Source organism: Frigoribacterium sp. CFBP 13729 (assembly GCF_014841875.1).
Lineage (GTDB): Bacteria > Actinomycetota > Actinomycetes > Actinomycetales > Microbacteriaceae > Frigoribacterium.
Window position 1 is genome coordinate 269,045 of sequence record NZ_JACYUR010000003.1, and the last position, 22,824, is coordinate 291,868.

The 22,824-nt window shown below is 67.9% G+C and carries 23 protein-coding genes; 13 read left to right on the forward strand and 10 right to left on the reverse strand.

The window, feature by feature from the left end:
* Nucleotides 1-294 precede the first annotated feature (294 nt).
* The 3 genes from IFT77_RS11665 to IFT77_RS11675 form a co-directional block, all read right to left on the reverse strand.
* A complete protein-coding gene (locus IFT77_RS11665) occupies nt 295-3,291 on the reverse strand; it encodes a GH32 C-terminal domain-containing protein (protein WP_244638777.1) in 2,997 nt (998 codons plus the stop codon).
* 287 nt (nt 3,292-3,578) lie between these two features.
* Complete coding sequence (locus tag IFT77_RS11670; RefSeq protein ID WP_192170056.1) at nt 3,579-4,517, reverse strand: PfkB family carbohydrate kinase; 939 nt, start codon at nt 4,515-4,517, stop codon at nt 3,579-3,581.
* Nucleotides 4,510-5,553 carry a LacI family DNA-binding transcriptional regulator gene (locus tag IFT77_RS11675; protein WP_244638743.1) on the reverse strand — a complete coding sequence of 348 codons (1,044 nt, stop codon included), beginning with the start codon at nt 5,551-5,553 and terminating at the stop codon, nt 4,510-4,512. Before IFT77_RS11675 ends, IFT77_RS11670 begins: the two co-directional genes overlap by 8 nt.
* Nucleotides 5,554-5,674: 121 nt before the next feature.
* Between IFT77_RS11675 and IFT77_RS11680 the strand changes: the two genes are divergently transcribed.
* The 4 genes from IFT77_RS11680 to IFT77_RS11695 all read left to right on the forward strand — a co-directional run bounded on the left by IFT77_RS11680 (nt 5,675) and on the right by IFT77_RS11695 (nt 8,986).
* Nucleotides 5,675-6,775, forward strand: a complete 1,101-nt coding sequence (locus IFT77_RS11680) for a substrate-binding domain-containing protein (RefSeq protein WP_192170057.1) — start codon at nt 5,675-5,677, stop codon at nt 6,773-6,775.
* Between the two features lie 71 nt (nt 6,776-6,846).
* Nucleotides 6,847-7,893 carry an ABC transporter permease gene (locus tag IFT77_RS11685; RefSeq protein WP_192170058.1) on the forward strand — a complete coding sequence of 349 codons (1,047 nt, stop codon included), beginning with the start codon at nt 6,847-6,849 and terminating at the stop codon, nt 7,891-7,893.
* Nucleotides 7,890-8,687 (forward strand): ATP-binding cassette domain-containing protein, encoded by a 798-nt coding sequence (locus tag IFT77_RS11690; RefSeq protein ID WP_192170059.1) that lies wholly within the window; start codon nt 7,890-7,892, stop codon nt 8,685-8,687. Before IFT77_RS11685 ends, IFT77_RS11690 begins: the two co-directional genes overlap by 4 nt.
* On the forward strand, nt 8,684-8,986 hold the full coding sequence (locus IFT77_RS11695; RefSeq protein ID WP_192170060.1) for a putative quinol monooxygenase: 303 nt from the start codon (nt 8,684-8,686) through the stop codon (nt 8,984-8,986). The genes IFT77_RS11690 and IFT77_RS11695 overlap by 4 nt, the downstream gene beginning before the upstream one ends.
* Before the next feature lie 1,260 nt (nt 8,987-10,246).
* Here IFT77_RS11695 and IFT77_RS11700 read toward each other — a convergent pair.
* Nucleotides 10,247-11,065, reverse strand: coding sequence for a hypothetical protein (locus tag IFT77_RS11700; protein ID WP_192170061.1), 819 nt, complete (start codon nt 11,063-11,065; stop codon nt 10,247-10,249).
* A 234-nt stretch (nt 11,066-11,299) separates the two neighbouring features.
* On the opposite strand from IFT77_RS11700, the gene IFT77_RS11705 reads away from it, so the two are divergent.
* On the forward strand, nt 11,300-11,581 hold the full coding sequence (locus IFT77_RS11705) for a hypothetical protein (RefSeq protein WP_192170062.1): 282 nt from the start codon (nt 11,300-11,302) through the stop codon (nt 11,579-11,581).
* A 59-nt stretch (nt 11,582-11,640) separates the two neighbouring features.
* Here the strand turns inward: IFT77_RS11705 and IFT77_RS11710 are convergent, their stop codons facing one another.
* Together IFT77_RS11710 and IFT77_RS11715 are read right to left on the reverse strand one after the other, a co-directional pair.
* Complete coding sequence (locus tag IFT77_RS11710; protein WP_206758549.1) at nt 11,641-12,048, reverse strand: hypothetical protein; 408 nt, start codon at nt 12,046-12,048, stop codon at nt 11,641-11,643.
* 1,625 nt (nt 12,049-13,673) lie between these two features.
* Nucleotides 13,674-14,024, reverse strand: a complete 351-nt coding sequence (locus IFT77_RS11715) for a metalloregulator ArsR/SmtB family transcription factor (protein WP_192170064.1) — start codon at nt 14,022-14,024, stop codon at nt 13,674-13,676.
* Between the two features lie 85 nt (nt 14,025-14,109).
* Here IFT77_RS11715 and arsB point away from each other — a divergent pair, with 85 nt between their 5' ends.
* The 5 genes from arsB to IFT77_RS11740 are packed head-to-tail and all read left to right on the forward strand — an operon-like array spanning nt 14,110 to nt 18,170.
* Entirely contained in the window at nt 14,110-15,195 is a 1,086-nt protein-coding gene (gene arsB, locus IFT77_RS11720) for an ACR3 family arsenite efflux transporter (protein ID WP_192170065.1), read from the forward strand.
* 23 nt (nt 15,196-15,218) lie between these two features.
* On the forward strand, nt 15,219-15,629 hold the full coding sequence (locus IFT77_RS11725; RefSeq protein WP_055811500.1) for an arsenate reductase ArsC: 411 nt from the start codon (nt 15,219-15,221) through the stop codon (nt 15,627-15,629).
* Nucleotides 15,630-15,652: 23 nt separating this feature from the next.
* Nucleotides 15,653-16,324, forward strand: coding sequence for an arsenate reductase ArsC (locus IFT77_RS11730; RefSeq protein WP_192170066.1), 672 nt, complete (start codon nt 15,653-15,655; stop codon nt 16,322-16,324).
* Nucleotides 16,321-17,664: an NAD(P)-binding domain-containing protein gene (locus tag IFT77_RS11735; RefSeq protein ID WP_192170067.1), complete on the forward strand. Its 1,344-nt coding sequence runs from the start codon at nt 16,321-16,323 to the stop codon at nt 17,662-17,664. Before IFT77_RS11730 ends, IFT77_RS11735 begins: the two co-directional genes overlap by 4 nt.
* Complete coding sequence (locus IFT77_RS11740; RefSeq protein ID WP_371741033.1) at nt 17,661-18,170, forward strand: N-acetyltransferase family protein; 510 nt, start codon at nt 17,661-17,663, stop codon at nt 18,168-18,170. The genes IFT77_RS11735 and IFT77_RS11740 overlap by 4 nt, the downstream gene beginning before the upstream one ends.
* 15 nt (nt 18,171-18,185) lie before the next feature.
* Here IFT77_RS11740 and IFT77_RS11745 read toward each other — a convergent pair whose 3' ends face one another.
* On the reverse strand, nt 18,186-18,689 hold the full coding sequence (locus tag IFT77_RS11745; protein WP_192170068.1) for a hypothetical protein: 504 nt from the start codon (nt 18,687-18,689) through the stop codon (nt 18,186-18,188).
* A gap of 46 nt (nt 18,690-18,735) precedes the next feature.
* On the opposite strand from IFT77_RS11745, the gene IFT77_RS11750 reads away from it, so the two are divergent.
* Nucleotides 18,736-18,945 (forward strand): hypothetical protein, encoded by a 210-nt coding sequence (locus IFT77_RS11750; RefSeq protein WP_192170069.1) that lies wholly within the window; start codon nt 18,736-18,738, stop codon nt 18,943-18,945.
* A 109-nt stretch (nt 18,946-19,054) separates the two neighbouring features.
* Here the strand turns inward: IFT77_RS11750 and IFT77_RS11755 are convergent, their stop codons facing one another.
* From IFT77_RS11755 to IFT77_RS11765, 3 genes are all read right to left on the reverse strand, one after another.
* On the reverse strand, nt 19,055-19,810 hold the full coding sequence (locus IFT77_RS11755) for an SDR family oxidoreductase (protein ID WP_192170070.1): 756 nt from the start codon (nt 19,808-19,810) through the stop codon (nt 19,055-19,057).
* 11 nt (nt 19,811-19,821) lie between these two features.
* The gene (locus IFT77_RS17215) at nt 19,822-20,358 is read right to left on the reverse strand and encodes a flavodoxin (RefSeq protein WP_371741034.1); all 537 of its coding nucleotides are present in this window, start codon (nt 20,356-20,358) and stop codon (nt 19,822-19,824) included.
* 281 nt (nt 20,359-20,639) lie between these two features.
* Nucleotides 20,640-21,488, reverse strand: coding sequence for an aldo/keto reductase (locus IFT77_RS11765; protein ID WP_192170072.1), 849 nt, complete (start codon nt 21,486-21,488; stop codon nt 20,640-20,642).
* Nucleotides 21,489-21,588: 100 nt separating this feature from the next.
* On the opposite strand from IFT77_RS11765, the gene IFT77_RS11770 reads away from it, so the two are divergent.
* Complete coding sequence (locus IFT77_RS11770; protein ID WP_192170073.1) at nt 21,589-22,473, forward strand: helix-turn-helix transcriptional regulator; 885 nt, start codon at nt 21,589-21,591, stop codon at nt 22,471-22,473.
* Between the two features lie 14 nt (nt 22,474-22,487).
* Nucleotides 22,488-22,802: a carboxymuconolactone decarboxylase family protein gene (locus IFT77_RS11775; protein ID WP_192170074.1), complete on the forward strand. Its 315-nt coding sequence runs from the start codon at nt 22,488-22,490 to the stop codon at nt 22,800-22,802.
* The last annotated feature ends 22 nt before the right edge of the window (nt 22,803-22,824 follow it).

Sequence of the window (22,824 nt, forward strand, 5' to 3'; positions counted from 1 at the left end):
ACGAGAAAAGCCCCGGAACCCAGTGAGACTGGGTTCGCGGGGCTTTCTCGTGGCGGGCTGTTCTCGAAACTCGGTCAAGCCCGGAAACAGTGGGCACTGTGCGCTGGGCGGAACGGCCGATCCTCCGACCCAGCCCGTTTTTTCCTCCGACGCAGAGAAGGGCTGGTCAGAATGCAGTTCGTCTCTGCTCGGCAGCTACGGGAGGCAGGACTCTGAGGTCTGGAGGCGCGACGGACGCAGCCCACCGCGACGCGGGCGGAGATGCGTCGTCGTCGCGGTGGGCCGTCCCGTTGCTCAGGCTGCGTGGTCGTGGCCTGCTCGCCGGCGTCGGACTGCGAACAGGGTGAGCCCTGCCAGCAGGAGGAGTGCGGCCGCCGTGACGCCGGATGCGACCATGTCGCTGCCGGTGAAGGCGAGGTCCGAACCGCTCGTGCTCGTGCTCGCACTTCCGTTGCCGGCAGTCGTGCCGATGCCGGCACCGGGATCGGCGCCTGCTCCGGAACCGGGGGCGGTGCCGGGGTCCTCACCGACGACGGGTGCCGCCGTCACGATGACCGTGGGGAGCACCGTGCTGATCTCCCCGCTCGTCGCGGTGATCGAGACGGATCCGGTGCCGGGGCCGGCCGTGGTGGTCGGCAGCGATGCGGAGCCGTCGGCGCCGGCCGTCACGACGGCGGTGGTACCGCCGTCCGCGAAGCGGGCCGGCCCGTCGAGGGTGAAGCCGACCTCTGCGCCAGCGACGGGAGCGCCGGCCGCGTTGGTCGCGGAGACACCGAGCCCGGTGATCGCGTCCCCGACCTCGACGGTCTGCGCCGCTCCGGTCGCGGTGAGCGCGGTGACCGCGGCGGGGTCGGTGAACATGGAGCGGCTGAGCGGGGTGACCGTCAGGCTCTCCAGTCGCGCCGTTCCCCCTTCAGCGAGGAGCGAGACGCCCTCGCTGGTGGCCTCGGGGAAGATCTGGTCGGTGATCGTGGCGATCCCGCCCTGGGCGAAGGTCTCGACGGAGGCGGTGTCGACGTAGAGCTCGAGGTGCAGCTTGCCGTCCGCGAGGGCCACGGGGGCAGTCTCGACCGAGGGGAAGTCGGCGTCGAAGCCGACGTCGCCCGAGCGGGTGCGGTCGACGGTCAGCTGCCCGGACGCGACGTCGTAGGTGATCGGCGTGCGCTGGCTGCCGTCGGCCGAGTTGCGGACGGAGAGGCCGAACGAGTCGGCGTCCCCGGCGCTGAGCACGGCGTCGAGCTTGTAGACGCTGCCCTCGGCAGACGAGGGCAGCGCGGTCTCGCCCGCGGCGATGTCCGTCGCGCCGAGCGTGAACGCGTCCTCCGTCCGCTCGAGCCCGGCCGTCTCGTCGACGACCTTCTGCACGAGCTTCGGCGCGCCGTCGACGGTCTGCAGGGCGAGCTCGCGCGGGAGGGCCATCGCTCCGCGCCACTGGCCGGTCGGGATCGACTCGCCGTACTGCCAGTTGTTCATCCACGCAATCATGATGCGCTTGTCGTCGGGCGCGTTGTCGAAGGTGACTCCGGCGTAGTAGTCGCGGCCCCAGTCGAGCCAGTCGTAGTCGACCAGGCGGCTCTGGGCGGGCTCGTCGGCGAGCATGAACTGGTCGGCGAGGATGTGGCCCCAGCCGGCGCGGTTGTTGTCGACGACCTGGAGGTGAGCGGTGCGGCCGACCAGGTCGGCGACGTCCCAGCTGGTCCAGTCGAGCGTCTCGCTGTCGCTGCCGGTCGCCGTGCGGACGATCTCGCCGTCGACGACGAGGTTCACGCTCGTCTCGTTCGAGCGGACCTGCGCCGGGGTGTCGGCGAGCACGACGTGGTCGACCGTCAGGTGACCCCAGCCGCCGGTCGCGTCGTCCACGACGACGATCCGCGCAGCCTTCCCCTGGTAGGCCGAGACGTCCCAGCTCTTCCAGTTCAGGGAGCCGTCGTTCGTGCCGGCGGTGGTCCGCACGACTTCGCCGTCGACGACGAGCTGCACCTCGAGGGTCTGGGCGTCTCCCTCGGGGCGGAGACCGCCGCCGACGAGCATGCTCAGGTGCTTCTCGTCGATCGTGAACTCCGGCGAGGTCAGGTTGCCGAGGTTGTCGTCGCCCTTCGGTCCGCCGTCGAAGGTGTTGATCCGCTTCTGGCCGAGGAAGAACTCGCCGCCGCTGGTCGAGGGGTTGGTGCCGGCGGCGAGGTCGCCGGTCACGGTCCAGCCGTTGTCGATCAGGCCCTGCTGGTCCGGGTACTCGAAGCCGTCGAAGAGCAGCTCGCTCCCGTCGGGCGGGTCGTTGGCCAGCTGCGTGCCGTCGACGTGCGGGTGGTCGCCACCGCCGACGAGGAAGTTCAGGTGGTCCTGGTCCACGGTGAAGTCGGGCGACTCCATCGAGCCGACTGGCCAGTCGCCGTCGTTGAAGCCGTTGATCAGGCCCGTTCCGGAGAAGCCGGTGACGGTCTGCTGGCCGTCGACGGGACCGGCGGCGGGGGCAGAGCCGAAGGGCCCGTTCTTCCAGTTGCCGGGCTCGTTGTCGACGGTCCAGCCGTTGTAGGTGCCGTCGTCGAACCCGGCGAGGGTCGTGCCCGCAGGCAGGGCGTCGGAGCCGACCGTCGACTCGGAGGTGAAGGTGGTGCCGTCGAAGTCGCCGACGAAGTACTGCCCGCCTGAGCCGCCGCCCACCGCACCCGGATTGAGGTTGACGACCATCACCCACTTGGTGTTCGAGGGGTCGCCGTCGACCGCCAACGGGAAGAGGTCCGGGCACTCCCAGACGCCGCCGGTCGCGTTGGCCGGGCCGAACTCGCTCAGCTCGGTCCAGTTCCGCAGATCCGTCGACTTGTGCAGCAGGACCTTGTGGTCGTCCGCCTCCACCGTGACGACGACCCAGTAGGAGGACTCCGGTGCGCCGCCGTCGTACCAGAAGACGTGGGGGTCGCGGAAGTCGTTCTGATCCCGGTCGATGACCGGGTTGCCCTCGTACTTGGTCCAGGTCTGTCCGGCATCGGTGCTGTAGGCGAGGGCCTGCGCCTGCTCCCCCGTCTTGTAGGCCGCGGTGTACATCGCGACCAGGGGCGGGTCCTCGGCGGTCCCGAACCCGGAGGTGTTGTCCTCGTCGACGACGATCGAGCCGGAGAAGATGTCCGACTCCGCGTCGCCCGGGATGGCGAGCGGCTGCTCGGTCCAGTGCGTCAGGTCGGTGCTGGTGGCGTGGCCCCAGCTCATGTTGCCCCAGCGCGTGCCTTGCGCGTTGTACTGGTAGTAGAGGTGGTAGATGCCCTCGTCGTAGACGAGACCGTTCGGGTCGTTCATCCAGTTCTGAGTGGGCGAGTAGTGGATCGCGGGCCGGTACGCCTGGGTGGCGGCGTCCGGGACGGCGCCCGAGGCGGCGGGGACGGAGAGTCCGCCGCCGACCAGGACGAGGGTCGCTGCAGCAGCGAGCAAAGCGCCACCTCGACGCGGCCGGAGCGGAGAGGATCCATGAGACTGCACTGAGGTACGCCCTTCGTCGCGCGTGTCACTCGGAGTGACAACGTTGTCAATGTCGGGGCGAATCTACGGACTGTCCTCCGGACAATTCAAGGGTCTCGTAAAAATCGTCAGCCAGCTGCGGCCTCCCGACCAGCCGGAAGCTGGAGGAGGGCCCCCCGGGCGCGGCAGGTGGCCGCCGCTATCAGCATGCAGTCGTCGAGCAACGCGGCGGCGTCCGTCGCCGTGCGCGGGGCGCCATGTCGGGCGATCGACGAGGCGGCGGCAGCGAGGCAGGCGTCGCCCGCTCCCATCGTGTCGACGACGGCGCGCGGGTCCGCGGCGATCGGCGCGTCGATGGTCGTCCCGTCCTCGAGGTGCAGGGTCGCGCCCTGCGCACCTCGGGTCGCGAGCACCGTCCGGGTGCCCGCTCCGCGCAGCCGCGAGACGACCTCAGCCAACGGCACGCCGTGCAGCAGTGCGACGTCGTCGTCGCCGATCTTGACGAGGAGCGACCGCTCGGCGAGCCGCTCGAAGCCGCGGCGGAAGCGCTCCACGTCGTCCAGCATCCCGGAGCGCGGGTTGGGGTCGACGACGAGGCGCTCACGAGGCCGTGCGACAGCGTCGAGCAGCTCCTCCGCCTGTTCCTCGTCGTCGAAGGGGAAGCAGCTGACGACGACGAGGGCGGCCGCGTCGAGGGCTGCGCGCTCCCGCGCCCCGAAGCGGATCCGCCGGTGGCGCGCGGCGTCGTTGAAGACGTAGCGCGGCTCGCCGTCGACGCGCTCACTGATCGCGACCGAGGAGCCGAACGGGCCGAGGGTGGGCAGGAGCTCAACGCCGCGCTCGACGGCCGACGCGCGGATCGCGGCGCCGTCCTCGTCGTCGCCGAGCATCGCGAGCAGCTGCACGCGGTGGCCGAGCAAGGCGAGGCCGACCGCGACGTTGTAGGCGGCGCCGCCGAGGAAACGCTGCTCGCCTCCCTCGTCGCGGATCACGTCGATGAGGGCGTCACCGAGGACGACGATGGTCGGCTCGGAGAAGGACGGCTCGGTCGGCACCGGCTCAGGCATGGACAGGCACCTCTCCGGACCCGCGGGAGATGAGAGCAGTCGGGATCACGAATGTCTGCGCCGGCTCGTCCTCGCCGTCCAGGCGCAGGAAGACGCGCTCCGCGGCCGTGCGCCCGATCAGGCCCGGGTTCTGCGCGATGACGGAGACCGCGGGGTGCAGCAGTTCGGCGAGAGGGATGTCGTCGAAGCCGATCAGGGCGACCCGGCCGTGTTCTCCGCGGCGGCGGAGGGCGGCGAGGACGCCGATGGTGATGAGGTTCTGCCCGCCGATGACGGCGGTCGGCGGCGCTTCCTGGGCGAGCAGCTCCAGGGCGATCTCCTCGGCGGCCTCCTCGTCGTGCGCGCCGTGCCGCACGAAGCCGGGAAGCACGGGGAGGCCCAGCCGCGCCATCTCCTCCAGGAAGCCCCGCTCGCGCTCGCGGGCGGTGAAGATCTCCGGCCGGTCGCTGAGGAAAGCGATGCGCTCGTGGCCGAAGGAGGCGAGGTGGCCGACGGCGCGCGCGATACCGGCGGCGTTGTCGGTGATCACGGCGTCGGCCGTGACGCCGGTAGGGACTCGGTCGACGAACACCGCGGGCGTGCCGCGGTCGATCTCTACGCCCAGATACGCCTGGCTGGGGGCTACCGTCGTGAGGATCAGCCCGTCGACGCGGCGCGAGACGAAGGCGTTGACCGCCGACCGCTCGCGGGCCGGGTCGTCGTCCAGGCTGGACGTGAAGACCGCGACACCGCGCTCGTTCGCCAGATCCTCGACGGCACGGTGCACCGCTCCGGAGAAGGGGTTCGCGACACTGCCCACCAAGAGGCCCAGCGTGTTCGTGCGCCCGTTGGAGCGCCGCAGGTTCCCTGCGTGCAGGTCGGGCTGGTACTGCAGCTGCCGGGCAGCCGCCTGCACCCGTTCGATCGTGGCGGCCGAGACGTTCGGCTCCCCGTTGACCACGCGCGAGACGGTCTTGATGCCGACTCCGGCGAGGGCGGCGACGTGCTTCATGGTGGGGCGGCGACCGGAGGCGACGACGTCGCGGGGTCCTGACATCGATGTCACGGTCAAGTCTCATTTCGTCGGGGACGACTTGACCTTATCTGTGAGAACACGATAGACCTACCCCTGACATCGTTGTCGGGAGTCAGCTCCCGCCCTAGGAACAGGACTTTCAATGACGAACCGCTCCCCTCGCTTCAACCGGTACCTCGGGCTCGGCTCGGTCGCGATCCTCGCGACTTTGAGCATGACCGCTTGCTCGAGTTCCGGCTCTTCCGACGCCGGCTCGACCGCCGACAGCAGCGACGGCGTGGGCGTCACGCTCATCGTGAAGACCACCACGAATCCTTTCTTCGTCGCGATGGAGGACGGCGCCAAGGAGGCGGCGAGCTCGGCCGGCGTGGACCTCACCCTCGCGGCGGGCAAGGAGGACGGCGACGAGGACACCCAGATCCAGGCCATCGAGAACGCGATCTCGAAGGGCGACAAGGGCATCCTGATCACCCCCAACGGGCCCTCGGTCGTCGACGCGATCCAGCGGGCCCGCGACGCCGGCCTGTTCGTCATCGCCCTGGACACGCCACCCGACCCCGCCGACGCGGTCGACATCACGTTCGCGACGGACAACTTCACCGCCGGCGAGTCGATCGGCAAGTGGACCGCCGCGCAGCTCGACGGCGAGAAGGCGACCATCGCGATGCTCGACCTCTTCGACGACAAGGTCGTCTCGGTCGACTACAACCGTGACCAGGGCTTCCTCACCGGCATGGGCATCGACGTCGGAGACGACCAGGTCAACGGCGACGAAGACGAGAACGGCAGCTACAGCGACGGCGACTACGAGATCGTCGGCAACGAGGCCACCCAGGGCGCCGAGGACGGCGGCCGCACCGCCATGGAGACGCTGCTGTCGAAGAACCCCGACATCAACGTCGTCTACACGATCAACGAGCCCGCCGCCTACGGCGCCTACCAGGCGCTCCAGGCCGCGGGCAAGGAGAAGGACGTCCTCCTCGTCTCGATCGACGGCGGCTGCGCCGGCGTCAAGAACGTCAACGAGGGCCTGATCGGTGCCACGGCGCAGCAGTACCCCGTGAAGATGGCCCAGCTCGGCGTCGAGGCGATCGCCCAGCTCGCGAAGGACGGCACGAAGCCGAGCACCACCGAGGGCCTGGACTTCTTCGACACCGGGTCGGCGCTCGTCACCGACACCCCGGTGGACGGCCTGGACAGCATCAGCTCCGACGACGCCGCCGGGATCTGCTGGGGCGAGTAGCTCGCCACGGGCGGGGCGCCCCAGGCGCCTCGCCCTCCTCCTCTCACTCCCGCGACCCCAGAAAGGCCATCGTGGCTCAGAAGACCACCGACCCGAATCCCCCGACCTCCTCCCTCGACCTCGCAAGCGAGTTCCTCGACCGCCGCACCCCGCTCGACCGCGTCCGAGGCGTGCTGCACCGGTACCCGGCCGTCAGCCCCGCCGTCGTCCTCGTCCTGGCGATCATCGTCTTCGGACTGCTCAACGACCGTTTCCTCGACCCGTCGAACCTCTCCCTCATCACGCAGCAGGTCGCCGTCGTCGGCACCCTCGCCGTCGCGCAGACGCTGATCATCCTCACCGCCGGCATCGACCTGTCCGTCGGCGCCGTGATGGTCCTGACCTCGATGATCATCGCCCAGACCGCGACCGAGAACGGCCTCCCGGCGCTCGTCGCCCTCCTCCTCGGCCTGGTCGTCGGCCTCGCCGCCGGCGCCTTCAACGGCATCCTCGTCACGAGGCTCCGACTTCCTCCGTTCATCGTCACCCTCGGGACGCTGAACATCTTCGTGGCGCTGACTCTGCTCTACTCCAGCGGATCGACCGTCCGCGGCACCGACATGCCCGCTGTGCTGCCCTCGACCGGGAGCACCTTCGACGTCCTCGGCGTGCGGATCAGCTACGGGGTCCTCCTGATGCTGCTGCTCTACGTCGTCGTCGCGTTCATCCTCGGCAAGACGGCGTGGGGACGCCACGTCTACGCCGTCGGCGACGACAAGGAGGCAGCCCGCCTCGCTGGCATCAGCGTGAACCGGGTGCTCATGAGCGTCTACCTCGCTGCCGGCGCGATCCTCGCGGTCGGCGCGTGGATCCAGATCGGCCGCAGCAACGCGGCGAGCCCCAACGCCGGAGCTGACCTCAACCTCGACTCGATCACCGCAGTCGTGATCGGCGGCACGAGCCTCTTCGGCGGTCGCGGCACCGTCTGGGGAACCCTCCTCGGCGCCCTCATCGTCGGTGTCTTCCGCAACGGGCTCTCGCTCGCCGGGCTCGACGTCCTGTACCAGACCCTCGCCGTAGGCGTCCTCATCATCGTCGCCGTCTCGGTCGACCAGTGGATCCGGAAGGTTCGCAAATGACCATCGTCGACTCCGAGGGATCCGTCCCCACCGCCACCCGCGCTCCCGTGCTGCAGGCCAAGCGCCTCGTGAAGACCTTCGGCCGCGTGGTCGGTCTCGATGGAGTCAGCCTCGAGCTCTACCCCGGCGAGGTCCTCGCGATCATCGGCGACAACGGCGCCGGCAAGTCCACGCTCATCAAGTGCCTCACCGGCGCAGAGGTCCCCGACGAGGGCGAGATCCTCCTCGACGGCAAGCCCGTGACCTTCAAGCGCCCGCAGGACGCCCGGGGCGCCGGCATCGAGACCGTCTACCAGAACCTGGCAGTCTCCCCCGCGCTGGACGTCGCGTCGAACCTGTACCTGGGTCGCGAGCGCCGAAAGAAGGGCGTCCTCGGCTCCGTCTTCCGGATGCTCGACACCGCGGGCATGCGCAAGGAGGCTCGGGCCGAGCTGACCGAACTGGGCATCTCGACCCTGCAGGACGTCACGGTGCCGGTCGAGAACCTCTCCGGCGGCCAGCGGCAGGCGGTCGCGGTGGCCCGAGCGGCAGCGTTCGGCTCGAAGGTCGTCGTGCTCGACGAGCCCACGGCCGCGCTCGGCGTGCGCGAGTCGAACCAGGTGCTCCAGCTGGTCCGCAACCTGCGCGACCGGGGCATCCCGGTCATCCTGATCAGCCACAACATGCCGCAGGTCTTCGACGTCGCCGACCGCATCCACATCCAGCGCCTCGGCAAGAAAGCCGCGACCATCACCCCCCAGTCGCACTCGATGACCGACGCGGTCGCGATCATGACAGGAGCGGCCACCGCATGACGGACACCGCCCCCCGCATCCTCTACGCGGAGTTCACGGCGAAGCCCGGCCACGAGGAGACCGTCGCGGGCATGATCGCCGACCTCGGCGACCTCGTCCGCCAGGAGCCGGGCAACGTCGAGTTCGTGCCGTACCGCCGGGAGGACGACCCCGCCCGCTTCTTCGTCTACGAGGTCTACCGCGACGAGGACGCCTTCCAGGCGCACATCTCTGCCGACTACGGAACCGTCTTCAACGACGAGCTCGGCCCGCTGATCGTCGAACCGAGATCCCAGCTCACCTGGCTCCAACGGATCTGAGCACTCCGCCAGCAGACGGGAAGGGGCACCGGTCTCCCCACGGGAGCGCGGTGCTCTTTCTCCTCGGAGGCCGCTTCGCCGGCCTCGGACTCAGCCACGTGCGCGCAGGCTGTGTGGCGACCGCGCTCGGTGATGACGTGTGCAGCGTGTAGATGGGCCCCACCTGGTGACAGTGCTCCCCACGAGCGCAGATCACACCGATCCACCTGCTGCAGAGGCGCTGACGTCGAGCTGCATCACACCTCCGTCGAACGGCGCGCTGCGCTGTTCGCGTCGGTCTGGCGTTCGACGTCCAGGACCAGGGCGCGAGCCCGCGTGGCGATGAGGCGGGACGGGGGATGGACAGCCCTCCTGATGCGGAGGTGCTGGTTGCTCACGAGCTCTCACCGCGTGCCTGTTGCCGCTATGCCCCCTCGACGAAGAAAAGAGCCCCGGGACCCCTGCAATCACGGGGTTCCGGGGCTCTAACGGCCGATCCTCAAGCGCCGCCTTCGAGCTCGAGCTGCATCTCGACGGGGGCTTCCAGCCCATGAGGACGAGTTAGTACGACGACTCGCAGAAGGAGGGCGCTCTCCCCCGAGTGGGGCTCGGAGCTTTCACCCGCTTCGTGCCGCCCAGCAACGGGCTACGCTCGCTGCCCTCTCCTCTGAGGACCTGCCACGTCGAGGCTGGTGAGGGTCCTCCGCGCAGTGGCCGCCTCACATCCGATCTCACTACGACGTGGCCCGGACGCGACAGGCATCGTCCATGCGACCGCCTGATGGACGGCGGATGCGCTCCGGAAACGACCGAAGCCCCCGGTCGCAACTGGGGGCTTCGGTCGGGACTGAGTTTCGCGAACATACTGCGTGATTTTCGCGAACAGCCCCGTGGCGGGCTGTTCTCGAAACTCGTTCTGCCCCGGAAACAGTGGGCACTTTGCTCTCGGCCGGGCGGTCGATCCTCCGAACCCCTCCATTTTTTCCTCCGGCTCAAGGAAAGCCTGGTCACGGCCTACTTGACAAGTGAGGCGCACGGGCCGTTGGCACCCTTAGGCGCAGTCCTCAGGTAGTGGTCGGTGACGGCTGCAACTGGGTGCGGGCCCCAGGAAGGCTAGGGCTGCTGATATTGCCCGGCCCGGGCACATCACTCTGAGCCGCGGCAGTTGGCCCTTTGCTCACACAGACTCGCCGTCGCACGCCTCTCGGCGCTCCCGACCCGATCACCAGGCGCTCGTCTCCGATATTCCCCTCCTCGAGTGGTCGACGACCGAGGCCGTTCCTACGAGTCGTCGAGTTGATCGCCCGTGGTGAGTTCACGCGGCGGTTCGTCCGTGGCGCTCTTGATGGTGGGGATTTCCTCAACCTCGTGGACGGGAGCGATCGATTCGAGGTTGGAGATCTCCTGCCCCGAAACGTTGACGTCGTCGGGCACTTGTCCAAGTCGTTGACGTGCAGATTCTGCTTCTGCGACAAATCGAGTCAGGTTTTGTCGACTTTGCAAGCGTTCAAGCTTGGCCGAGTCAACCTTGGCCCATCCAGCTATCCAAGCCGCCATCATCCGTGGAATAGCTTCCGGAATCGAATCCGGGTGCTTGAGGATGAAGCGCAAGAGAGATGCGGCCCCACCGACTCCGATGGCCAGGCCACCAATGTCACGCGCCCAGGCGAGAAGGTCAAACGGTGATTCCGCTGACATGCGTCGGATGGTCAAGCTGGGGATGTCATCGGTCTGCACCTCAGGATCAAGGGCGCGAACGCATGCAGCCCAAAGACCGTCAAGCCCCGTGATGATGCGGACAACCTCGGACGCGTTCCATGTGGTGCGGTCGAAGCGAAGTGAGATCTGCACGCCGTCAGGAGGGACGATGAGGTCGCGGTCGAACCCGGGAAGACGGAGCGCGTTCACCCTTTCGCTGGCGAGGGCCAGCCACTCCAACGAGTAGATGCGTTCCGTCTGCGTTCCCGCCCGGATCCAATCTGGCTCAGGGAGAGTGCCGCGATCAATCATGGCGCGGAGTTCACTCTGCTTGACGCCGAACATCTTCGCTACGACGCTCGTGGACAGAAAGGATGGGGTGTCGCGTCGTTCTGTGACCACGGCAGAAGCGTAGTGATTCTCGACTTTCAGTCGCCGATGGCGCGCCATTGCCCGGGAGAGCTATTGCATAGTCCCGCCTGGGAGCCGAAGTGATCGTCGCGCAAAGAAAGCACTACGAGGCCGTAGCAGTTCGGCAATGCCATCTCCGGGCCAGCTCTCCGGTCTCCGAGCTTCGAGCGCCGGACGAGCTGGACAGCCAACATCGTTACTGAGCTCCCAGACGGACGCTCACTCGTGATCGAGTACGACGGCGCGTACTGGCACTCGGAGAAGAGCAAGATCAACCGGGCCAAGACTCTTGACCTCTTGAGCGCTGGGTACTTCGTCACCCGTATCAGGGAGCTACCTCTCGCCCCACTTGGCATTACCCACGCGGACTACATCGAAGTCTTAGTCCCAAGCACCGGCCTCGACCCTGCCAAAACAGTCGAGGGCATCGACGATCTCGTGGTCAACGCACCAGACCAGCGAACATGGCCCTGGCCAAACGAGAATGCGCCTTCCAAGACGACCTAGAACTCGGCACTAATCGCTGGTCTACGGGAATAGACGCGTGCTGGAGCGGCAGGGTCTCATCAATCGGGTTCGACCTTCTCAATGACGATGGAAAAGTCGTTACGTGACCCTGAGGTCTCAGTAAAACCGGAGAGGATCACGGACACCGTCTCCGCCTGCTCGACGAGATCAGGCGTCTGCGCGTCCTCCAGGAGCGCCTGAGTCACGACGTCGCAGGTCATGCCGACCTCGAAATCAACGTGCAACTCGAAACTGCTGTAGTAGACCCGAACCCGTCGACTAAGCACTCTTGGGTCGTAGGCATTGACGAGACGGATGGCGTCGACGTCCTCGATTCCGGTTGTGCGGGAATCGAGCGGTAGCGGTTCGCCGTTCAGGACGTGACTGAGCACAAGGAACCCAAGATCGCCCGGACCCTCCTCACTCCACGTCGATGCAGTGCAGTCTCTCAAGGGGTTCGGAACCATCGAGGGAGATGACGTCTCGGCCGAAGTCCCGGCGCAGGCCTANCGAAGTAGTCCCACAGGGTCAGCATGGCCGCGATGAGCATCGGCACCAGCAGCCGCACCTCCCGGACGAGCAGCACAGCCCCGCCCAACGTGGTAGGGGCCTGGTTGTTCCAGCGGGGACGGTCCGACGAGGGGTCTTCGGTAGTGGTCATAACGCTGTCCTCCTAAGGACTTCAGTGGTGTGAAGGTCGCTCGAATCAGGTGAAGGGCTGGAGCGGGTGACCTTCGGAACAGGTCCCGACCTAGAAGCTGCCTGGCTTGGCGCAAGGCTACATGTAGTGCCCACCCCACGCCTCTACAACTAGATGCGGTGTTACACGGCTGTAGTTCTGCATCAGGAGTTCTCCACAGGCACATCCCCGTGTTCTCCTCGGATTGCGCGTGGTTATCCCCCGCCGTGAGCAGTTGTGCACACATTCCTCCCCACCTCCGACATGGGGGCAAGGGCGCCCCCCGTTTGGGGCAACGGCGTGTCGCGGCGTGTCGCGAAGGCAAACGACACGCCGAAAGTGGCACGCATGGCCGAAATCCGTTTTGAGGCCGTCGGACGCTAAATCGCGGGGAACGGTGCTGGACCAGCTGGGTAGCGCGCCTCCCACTCGTACCCGAGTACGCATAGAGTGTTGCCAACGCCTCAGGGTGTGCGCCGACGAATCTTGAAGGGCTGGTCGGCACGGAACAGAGCAGCAAAGCCCCTGGTCAGCCGGGGGCTTTGCTTCGTTAACGGCACCAGCGAGCGTTCCCAACAAGAACAAGATCCGGATGCCGGTCACTACGACAAGCCTTGGACTCTCGGCACCTCTCGAGCATCGTCTGCAGACGTAGGGCGTCGGCCGCATCACGACGCGTAAGGGTGCGGAGCCAGTTCGAGAGGCCGTCGATCGCCACGCTGCTCAACGTCGATGCCATCGAGCTCGCGGCGACGAGCGTCGGCTAGGCGATCTCAGGCCCATTGCGAGCCGCTGGATGGGGCGCTGGGGCAAGGGCCTGGTATCGCTGGTCACTCTCGGCTTCCCGAGCTGTCCTCGTTGGCGGCGGCGCTTGGTTCATCCCTGCCCGCCCAGGAGATCATCTGGGTCGTCGGCCCCATCTCCGCCCTCTCGGTAGCCGCGAGGGCGTCCAGCCCGGGGCCCGCACCATCTACCTGGAGATGGTCAGCGCCTCGCGGTCGTGGCCGAGGGAGAATTCGTGCCACCAACCCTCGTCATCTCTCGTCTCGATAGCCGATCCGTCAATGGGCGCATGACAGGGGCTCAGTCGGTGTGAGTGGCAGCCTGGAAAGCGTTGACGGCTTTGTATCCCGCCGCGCCGAGCCCTGACACCTGGGGAAGGAAAGGCAGCACCTCCTCAATCGTGTCGCGTCGATCGCCCTCGGAGACTTCCCCGTTGCGCTCAGACAGACCCATATAGAGATCCCATAGCCGCCCATAGAGCTTTGGGTGAGCGGACTCATGGACCGCGCCGACAACGGCCCCAAGGAGGCCACGGAGTGTTGCTGTTTCAGGGACTCGCATGCCTAGATATTGACAGAAATATGAGTCTCGATAGCCGATCGACTACCGGACGTGCAGAAGCCCGAAGGCCTAGGCGCTGACGAGGAGTTTCCCGAGGGAGTCGAGGGCCCCGGGGACGAGGGCGTAGTAGGCCCAGATTCCGCGTTTGTCGCGAGTGAGGATGCCGGCGTCGACGAGCACCTTCAGGTGGTGCGAGACGGTCGGCTGGCTGAGCCCGAGGGGCTCGGTGAGGTCGCAGACGCACGCCTCGGCCCCTTCACGTGCGGCGACCATCGAGATGAGCCGAAGTCTTGCCGGGTCCGCGATCGCTTTCAGGCTGCGGGCCAGCTTCTCGGCGTTTTCCGCGTCCATCGCCTCGCGGGCCAGCGGTGCGCAGCACGCGGTCACGTCCGTGAGGGGCAGGAGTTCGGCGACGGGCATGTGAACACTCTTCCACACAGATTGACAGTCGTCGATGGGTTGGGGCAGGCTCAACACATCGACACTCATCGATCTACGGAGTTGCATGACGACCACCACCACTGCGCCTGCCCGGCTCGGGACCGCTGACCGCTTCCTCCCCGTGTGGATCCTCGCCGCCATGGGCGCGGGGCTGCTGCTGGCGGTGTTCGTCCCGGCGTTCGGTGCGCTGCTGCACTCGTTCCAGGTAGGGCAGGTGAGCGTCCCGATCGCGATCGGGCTGCTGGTGATGATGTACCCGGTGCTGGCGAAGGTCCGCTACTCCGACACCCGCGCCGTCGCCGGCGACCGGCGCCTCCTGGTGTCGTCACTGGTCATGAACTGGGTCGTAGGCCCCGCCCTGATGTTCGCCCTGGCGTGGATCTTCCTGCCGGATCTGCCGGAGTACCGCACGGGGCTGATCATCGTGGGCCTCGCCCGGTGCATCGCCATGGTGCTGATCTGGAACGACCTCGCCTGCGGCGACCGAGAAGCAGCCGCGTTCCTCGTGGCCCTGAACTCGGTGTTCCAGGTCGTCGCGTTCGCCGGCCTCGGCTGGTTCTACCTCCAGATCCTCCCCGCCTGGCTCGGCCTGCCAGTCACGAGCGCATCGTTCAGCATCTGGTCGATCACCCTCAGCGTCCTGGTGTTCCTCGGCATCCCCCTCCTCGCCGGATACCTCTCCCGCCGCATCGGGGAAGCGACCAAGGGACGCACCTGGTACGAGACACGGTTCCTGCCGAAGATCGGCCCCTTCGCCCTCTACGGGCTGCTGTTCACGATCGTGATGCTCTTCGCCCTCCAAGGCCAGCAAGTCGTCGACCGGCCCCTCGACGTCGTCCGCATCGCCCTGCCGCTGCTGGTCTACTTCGCCGTCACGTTCCTCGTCGCGTTCTTCACCGGACGGACCATCGGCCTCGCCTATGAGCGGACGGCGACGCTGGCGTTCACGGCCGCGGGGAACAACTTCGAGCTGGCGATCGCCGTCGCGGTCGGCACGTTCGGGGCGACCTCCGGCCAAGCCCTCGCCGGGATCGTCGGCCCCCTGATCGAGGTCCCGGCGCTCGTGGCGTTGGTGTACCTGTCCCTGTGGCTGCGGCCACGCCTGTTCCCCTCTACCGCCCCGGCAGCGCGCGTCGCTGAACGGGTCTGACCCCTCACCCGAAGGAACCCGTCATGAGCACCAAGCCCACCGTCCTGTTCGTCTGCGTCCACAACGCCGGCCGCTCCCAGATGGCCGCCGGCTACATGCAGGCCCTCGCCGGCGACCGCGTCGACGTCCTCTCCGCCGGCAGCGAGCCCAAGGACCAGATCAACCCGATCGCGATCCAGGCCATGGCCGAAGAGGGCATCGACATCGCCGGGAACCAGCCCAAAGTCCTCACCACCGAGGCCGTCCGGGACAGCGACGTCGTGATCACGATGGGCTGTGGCGACGCGTGCCCGATCTTCCCCGGCAAGCGCTACGAGGACTGGGAGCTGACCGACCCCGCCGGCCGCGGTATCGAGGACGTCCGCCCCATCCGCGACGACATCAAGGGCCGCATCCAGGCCCTCCTGGCCGAGATCGCACCCGCGACCGCCTGACCCTGAGCTGTGAGGAGACGACGATGACGGACCTGACCACGAGGCGCGGCCTGCCGGGCCTTGCCTTCCCCGAGGACGCACTCAAGCGTGCCGCGGGCGACCTCGCCACCCGGTTCGAGGGCATCTTCGGGCCCGAGACGATCGAGCGGTACGTGCTCGAGTCCTACACGGCTCTCCTTCGCACAGCGCAGGTCCGGGCGCACCTGACCACCAACGCGACCCGGTTCGCCGTCGATCGGCTGACCGCCCTCGGGCAGGCCACCGGGGCGATCGAGCGGACGGTGCCGGAGGTGCTGTTCGTCTGCGAGCAGAACGCCGGCCGCTCCCAGATGGCAGCCGTGTTCACCAACGTCCTCTCCGGCGGTGCCGTCCACGTCCGCTCGGCCGGGTCGATGCCCGCCCGGGATCTCCACCCCGTCGTCGCGGAAGCGATGCAGGAGCTGGGCCTCGACCTTGACGAGGCGTTCCCGAAGCCATTGACCGACGACGTCGTGCAGGCTGCTGACGTCGTGATCACGATGGGCTGCGGCGATGCGTGCCCGATCTACCCCAGCAAGACCTACCGCGACTGGCACCTCACCGACCCCGCCGGGCTCCCCCTCGAGAAGGTGCGCCTCATCCGCGACGACGTCAAGAAGCTCGTCGAATCGCTCCTGACCGAACTCGGCATCGAATCGAAGGGCCTCCCCGCATGAGCCTCACCCTCTCTGTCCCGCCCCGCACCGACGCCCCGACCCTCGCCGGGCTCCCCGTCGCCGTCATCGGCGCCGGCCCTGTCGGCCTCGCCGCGGCCGCGCAGCTCCTCGAACGAGGTGTCGACGTCGTGATCTACGAAGCCGGCCCGAGTGCCGCGACGGCGGTCCGGGCGTGGGGTCACACGCGCCTGTTCACCCCGTGGGAGCACCTCGTCGACCCGGCCGCCGCACGTCTCCTCGACACCATCGACTGGGAGGCCCCGGCAGCGAAGAAGCTCCCCTACGGTGCCGACTTCGTCCGCGACTACCTCGAACCTTTGGCCGCGACCCCCGAGCTGTCGGGCCGTATCCGGTACGGGCACCGGGTCGCTGCGGTGTCCCGGCAGGGCATGGACCGCACCCGCTCCACCGGGCGTGCCGAGACGCCGTTCCTGCTGCGCCTCGACCACGACGGCGAGGTGCGCGACGAACTCGCCCGCGCCGTCATCGACACTTCCGGCACCTACTCGACCCCCAACACCCTCACGTCCTCCGGTGTCGGCCTCTCCCATGGCGACGACATCGCCGGCAGCATCAGCCACGCCCTGCCCGACGTCCTCGGCCGCGACCGTGACCGGTTCGCCGGCCGGCACACGGTCGTCGTCGGCGCTGGCCACTCGGCTGCGAACACCCTCATCAAGCTCGCCACCCTCGCCAAGGAAGTACCCGGGACGACGATCACGTGGGCGATCCGCAGCAGCACCCCCGCCCGGGTCTACGGGTCCGCCGCCGACCAGCTCGAAGGCCGCGGGGACCTCGGCAGTGCCGTTCGCGACCTCGTTCGTGCCGGAGCGATCGCCCTCGTCGACCGGTTCGAGGTCGACGATGTGGCCAAGGCCGACGAAGGCGTGCAGCTCGTCGGGCGTCGACGCGGTGAGCCCTTGACGGTGGCTGCGGACGTGGTGGTGAACGCGACCGGGTTCCGCCCTGACCTCGACATGCTCCGCGAGATCCGGGCGTCGCTCGACGAGATCGTCGAAGCGCCCCGGCAGCTCGCCCCGCTGATCGACCCGAACCTGCACTCCTGCGGCACGGTCTACCCGCACGGGGTCGCAGAGCTCGGGCACCCGGAGCCGAACTTCTACATCGCCGGCATGAAGTCCTACGGCCGAGCCCCGACGTTCCTGCTCCTCACGGGCTACGAGCAGGTCCGCTCCATCGCCGACGAACTCGCCGGCAACCACGAAGCCGCCCGCCTGGTGCAGCTCGAACTCCCCGACACGGGTGTCTGCTCGACGAACCTCCCGGACGCCTCCGGGTGCGCCGTCGACGGGCCGGCAGCAGGTGGGTGCTGCTCGTGAGCGTCACCGTCCGGGCCATGACCCCGGATGACTGGCCCGCCGTCGAGCGGATCTACCAAGAGGGCATCGACACCGGTAACGCGACCTTCGAGACCCGCACCCCGACCTGGGAGGCGTTCGATGCCGGCAAGCTCGCCTCGCACCGGTTCGTCGCGGTCGATGACACCGCGGGTGCCGCGCTCGGTTGGGTGGCGGCTTCCGCGACGTCGGCCAGGCCTGCGTATGCAGGTGTCGTCGAGCACTCCGTCTACGTCGCCTCGGCGGCCCAAGGACATGGGGTCGGACGGGAGCTGCTGGGGGTGTTCCTCGACTCGGTTGATGCCGCGGGCATCTGGACCGTTCAGTCGTCGATCTTCCCCGAGAACGAGGCAAGCCTGGCCCTCCACGACCGGGCGGGGTTCCGCCGGGTCGGGACGCGGGAACGGATCGCTCGATCCGAGGCGGGGCCATACGCCGGCGTGTGGCGCGACACTGTTCTCATCGCACGACGGGCAGCCACGCCTTAAAGCTGTGCCAAGCCTCTAGGTGCTCGACTTCGGCCGAGGGGCCAGGTGGGCACGCACGTAGTTGATCTGCTCCTGTGTCAGCGCAGACCACGACGCGTGCGGTACACGGTCCGTGTACTTGCGTCGGAGCACCCGACGCACGGCTCGCCCATCATCGTCGTAGCCGGGCTGCGCGCCTAGTTCAGACGGCGTCTCAGGAACCTCGTCCAGCTCGAACCGGTCACCAGGCACTTCCCGGAGGGCCACGCCCGTCAGCTCAAATAGCTCCTTGCTCTGCTGGATGTATTCGAGCTGCTGGCGAAGCGGTGACTTCGGGGTGTACTGCTCCTCGAACTCCTTCGTCAGAATCCTGTATCCAGCACTCGCGAGCCCTATTTCGTCTCCGCCTGGCGCAGCGATGATGTTGGCCAATTCGAACAACACGCGCCGGACCGGGGTGTCGGCTATGCCCAGGGCTTCGACGAACTGCCAGGTGGCCCGGGTCATCTCGTTCTCGCTGCGTTCGGGGTCAGTAGGCATGGTCGAATCGTAAGTGGGCTACCTAGGTCGAAGTTGGCTAAGCCTCATGAATGACGGTGGTACGCCGTATCTTCCCGCTATGGATTCAGGTCAATTTGGCGAGATGCTCGTCAGCGGCATTGTCGAGCAACTAGCCAGGACGGTGACGCTCTTTCCTCAATGGGCGCACGATCAGCCCATCCTCTGGCTGATTCCGATCGGCATCGCCCTCGGGCTCGTCGAGAAGATCCGGCCGAAGAAACGCCGCCGTAGGTAACCGTTGAGTGTCCGATAGCCGATTCCTTACTGGGACACTCGATCTTTACGGCCTCGGCACCGCGGCAATAGCACCGTAGCTGTCTTGCAGTAGCTCGGCGTCATGAGCCCTAGGCACGTGCTCGGATGCGGTCGAGGTCATCTCTCACCCGTTCCGGTTCCTGCTCGAGTGGGAGGTTCTCGTCGTCGTGGACACCGTCGAGTGCACCTGCAGGATCGGGGTCGAGCGTGGCAAAGACAGGGGCGAGGTCGTCCTGCTCAGGGCCACGGTCGGCAACGAGCTCGAGGGTGCGGTGGTCGGCACGATCGTCGGTGAGGCTGTCGATGAGGACGCGGGCGATCTGGTGCCGGGCGATGACGCCGTCGGCCGGGTTGCCTGCCTGGTGGGTGTCGCCCTGGCGCATGGTGATCTGCAGTTGGTCGGCGTCGTTGTAGTCGAACCAGCCGGGCCGGACGATCGTGTATCGGTTGCCACTGGCCCTGACAAGGCGTTCGCCTCGGCGCTTCCACTCGGAGCTGGGGTGCCGGACGGTCGCCCCGACCGTGGTCATCAGAGCGATCCGGACCGGACGCCCGTTGAGAGCCTGCAGAACGTTCCTGACGGCGCCGTAGTTGACCGCTTCGCCGTTGCTGTTGTCGCCGTGGGTGAAGACGACGGCGTCGATGCCGTCGACAGCCGCGGTGAGGGTGGAGGCGTCGGTGAGGTCACCGACGACGACCTCTGCGGCCGGGTCGAGGCCACGTGCGCGGGAGGCGTTGCGCGCGAGGGCGCGGGTGGTGTGCCCGGCGGCGACGGAGGTGGCGATGACGTGGCGGCCGATGCTGCCGGTGGCGCCGACGACGAGAACGGTGAGGTGGTCGGTCATGGTGGTGCCTTTCATGCGAGGCCAGCGGCAGAGAGCCACTGGCCGAGGTCGGTGGCGACGTCGGCGACTTCTTCGCCCTGCACGGCGAGCCCGTCACGGAGGCGAGCGCCGGTGGCGAGGTCGCGGTAGAAGCGCGCCGTGGAGCCGAGGCCGCTCACGGCGTAGGTGACGAACGGGTGGACGTCCTTGCCGGCCAGGTCGACGGCCTCGACGAAGGTGGCCATGATCATCGGGGGCTGCACGTTCCAGATCGGGCTGCCCAGGAGCACCGTGTCGTACCCGGTGAGGTCCGGGAGGGCGCCTGCGATCGCGGGGCGTGCGTCGGCGTCTTGTTCCTCGGAGTTGCGCGCGACCGTGAGGTCGTAGGCGTCCGAGTAGGGGTCGGCGGCCTCGATTCGGTAGACGTCGCAGTCGACGCGGTCGCTGATCATGCCCGCGAGGACTTCGGTGTTCCCGATTTCGAGGGTGCGGCGGTCGCCGTACCAGTAGTTCTCACCGGGACGGGAGAAATAGGCAAGGAGCACGCGGCTGCGGGAGGACGGGTTCACGGGGGTTCCTGTCGAGGTCGAGGAGGCAGCTGGTCCTGCCGGCGCTGATGGTGACGTGGTGCAGGCGGCAAGGGCCGTCGCGGCGAGGCCGGCGGCGGCGAGGCCGACTCCGCGGAGGACGGTGCGGCGGCTGAGAGGGTGACCGTGGTCGTGGGGCATGAGCGTCGCTTCCGTGGTCAGGGAGGTGTCGTTCGTGGTGCGGAGCGGGGTGCGACAAAGGGCGGGTGCGCCGCAGGCAACTGCGTCGCACCCGCCCTCTGCGTTGGCTAGCCGAGTGGTGGCTAGCTGAGCCGGCGGGCGGCGAGGTGCCGGACGGTCTCAGGGTCGGCGTGGTCGAAGAACTGCGACGCACCGGTGTCGAGGGCCTTGATGCTCTCGAGCTCGTCGGCCGTGAGCTCGAAGTCGAAGACGTCGAGGTTCTGCGCCATGCGGTCCGGGTTCACCGACTTCGGGATCACGACGATCTGACGCTGGGTGAGGTAGCAGAGGACGACCTGGGCAACGGACTTGCCGTGGGCGTCACCGATCTTCGTGAGCACGTCGTTGGTGAAGAGGCCGTTCTTGCCCTCGGCGAAGGGGCCCCACGACTCGATCTGCACGCCCTCCTTGGACAGCAGCTCGTGGTAATCGTTGTTCTGCTTGAAGGGGTGGGTCTCGATCTGGTTGACGGCCGGGACGATCTCGTTGTTGACGATGAGGTCGATGAGGCGGTCGGCGGCGAGGTTGGAGACGCCGATGGCGCGGGCGCGGCCTTCCTTGTTGGCCTTCTCCATGGCGCGCCACTGGCCGTACACGTCGCCGAAGGGCTGGTGGATCAGGTACAGGTCGACGTAGTCGAGGCCGAGCTTCTGCAGGGACTCATCGAACGCGCGGGTGGTGTTGTCCTCCGCGGGGGCGTCCTGGATCCAGAGCTTGGTGGTGATGAACAGCTCGTCGCGGGCGATGCCGGAGGCCTTGATCGCGGCGCCGACGGCGTCCTCGTTGCCGTAGGCGGCGGCGGTGTCGAGGAGGCGGTAGCCGGCCGAGAGGGCGCTCTCGACGGCCTTCTGGGTCTCGTCGGCGCCGACTTGGAAGACGCCGAAACCGAGGATGGGCATTTCGATGCCGTTGTTGAGGGTGACGGTCTGCATGTGACCATCACACTCCCGCCTTCACGGGCGTGGGAGTGAGGGTTTATACCCTGTCTGGCAGACACTCCCACGCTGGTCGACCCGGTCGTACGGTGGCGACATGGACAACCAAGCAGAGGCCAGCGACTTCCTCCGCACCCGTCGCGCCCGGATCACCCCGGAACAAGCCGGACTCATCAGCGGCGGCCGCCGACGGGTCGCAGGGCTCCGCCGTGAGGAGGTCGCGATGCTCGCCGGGACGAGCAGCGACTACTACACCCGCATGGAGCGTGGGCACCTCGCCGGCGTCTCGCTCGAGGTCCTCGAGGCCGTCGCCCGCGCCCTGCAGCTCGACGAGGCCGAGACGGAGCACCTCCACAACCTGGCCCGCGCCTCGAACCCGTCCCCGGTCCGGCGGCGCCCCAAGACGCCTCAGTCCGCCGTCAGGCCGAGCCTGCAGCGGTTCCTCGACACCATCACCGGCACACCCACGTGGGTGCGGAACAAGCAGATGGACATCGTCGCCACCAACCCCCTCGGCCGTGCCCTCCTGGCCCCCGTCCTCGACGACCCCGCGAGCCGCGGCAACAACGCCCTGTTCACGTTCCTCAACCCCGCCGCGCGGATCTACTACCCCGGGTGGGAGCAGGGCGCGAGCAGCATCGTCGCGACCCTCCGCACCGAGGCTGGCCGCGACCCCCACGACAAAGCCCTCACCGGCCTCATCGGCGAACTCGTCACCCGGTCGGACGAGTTCCGGGTCCGCTGGGCTTCGCACGACGTCCGGTACCACCGCACCGGCGCCAAGCAGATCCACCATCCCGACGTCGGCGATCTCGAGTTCACCTACGAGGCGTTCGACCTGCCCGACAGCCCGGGCTGGTCCATGTACGCCTGCACTGCCGCCGCCGGGTCTCCCACCGAGGAACGCCTCGCCCTCCTCGGGAGCCTCACCGCCACCCCCGCGACCACCACGGTCGGCCACGACGCCGACCTCGACCACTGAACGAGAGCGCCCGCATGCCCGACCAGACACCCGCCCAGCGCGCCATCGGCGACTTCGCCCCGAAGCTCGTCGACCTCACCGACGACGTCCTCTTCGGCGACGTCTGGGAGCGCCAGGAACTGCCCAAGCGCGACCGCAGCCTGATCACCGTGACGAGCCTCATCACCTCCGGTGCGTTCGAGCAGCTCCCCAGCCACCTCCGCCTCGCACGTCAGAACGGCCTCACGGAGACCGAGATCAAGGAGGCGATCATCCAGCTCGCCTTCTACGCCGGCTGGCCCAAGGCCATGTCCGCGATCCAGGTCGCCAAGACCGTCTTCGCCGAGTGACCCACCCCGAAAGGCACCACCC

Bases quoted from the DNA above. Each gene is read 5' to 3' on its own strand.
- IFT77_RS11665 (WP_244638777.1), bottom strand. From the start codon at position 3,291: ATGAACGACCCGAACGGTCTCGTCTACGACGAGGGCATCTACCACCTC.
- IFT77_RS11670 (WP_192170056.1), bottom strand. From the start codon at position 4,517: ATGCCTGAGCCGGTGCCGACCGAGCCGTCCTTCTCCGAGCCGACCATC.
- IFT77_RS11675 (WP_244638743.1), bottom strand. From the start codon at position 5,553: ATGTCAGGACCCCGCGACGTCGTCGCCTCCGGTCGCCGCCCCACCATG.
- IFT77_RS11680 (WP_192170057.1), top strand. From the start codon at position 5,675: ATGACGAACCGCTCCCCTCGCTTCAACCGGTACCTCGGGCTCGGCTCG.
- IFT77_RS11690 (WP_192170059.1), top strand. From the start codon at position 7,890: ATGACCATCGTCGACTCCGAGGGATCCGTCCCCACCGCCACCCGCGCT.
- IFT77_RS11695 (WP_192170060.1), top strand. From the start codon at position 8,684: ATGACGGACACCGCCCCCCGCATCCTCTACGCGGAGTTCACGGCGAAG.
- IFT77_RS11710 (WP_206758549.1), bottom strand. From the start codon at position 12,048: ATGGTTCCGAACCCCTTGAGAGACTGCACTGCATCGACGTGGAGTGAG.
- IFT77_RS11715 (WP_192170064.1), bottom strand. From the start codon at position 14,024: ATGCCCGTCGCCGAACTCCTGCCCCTCACGGACGTGACCGCGTGCTGC.
- arsB (WP_192170065.1), top strand. From the start codon at position 14,110: ATGACGACCACCACCACTGCGCCTGCCCGGCTCGGGACCGCTGACCGC.
- IFT77_RS11725 (WP_055811500.1), top strand. From the start codon at position 15,219: ATGAGCACCAAGCCCACCGTCCTGTTCGTCTGCGTCCACAACGCCGGC.
- IFT77_RS11730 (WP_192170066.1), top strand. From the start codon at position 15,653: ATGACGGACCTGACCACGAGGCGCGGCCTGCCGGGCCTTGCCTTCCCC.
- IFT77_RS11735 (WP_192170067.1), top strand. From the start codon at position 16,321: ATGAGCCTCACCCTCTCTGTCCCGCCCCGCACCGACGCCCCGACCCTC.
- IFT77_RS11745 (WP_192170068.1), bottom strand. From the start codon at position 18,689: ATGCCTACTGACCCCGAACGCAGCGAGAACGAGATGACCCGGGCCACC.
- IFT77_RS11750 (WP_192170069.1), top strand. From the start codon at position 18,736: ATGAATGACGGTGGTACGCCGTATCTTCCCGCTATGGATTCAGGTCAA.
- IFT77_RS11755 (WP_192170070.1), bottom strand. From the start codon at position 19,810: ATGACCGACCACCTCACCGTTCTCGTCGTCGGCGCCACCGGCAGCATC.
- IFT77_RS11765 (WP_192170072.1), bottom strand. From the start codon at position 21,488: ATGCAGACCGTCACCCTCAACAACGGCATCGAAATGCCCATCCTCGGT.
- IFT77_RS11770 (WP_192170073.1), top strand. From the start codon at position 21,589: ATGGACAACCAAGCAGAGGCCAGCGACTTCCTCCGCACCCGTCGCGCC.
- IFT77_RS11775 (WP_192170074.1), top strand. From the start codon at position 22,488: ATGCCCGACCAGACACCCGCCCAGCGCGCCATCGGCGACTTCGCCCCG.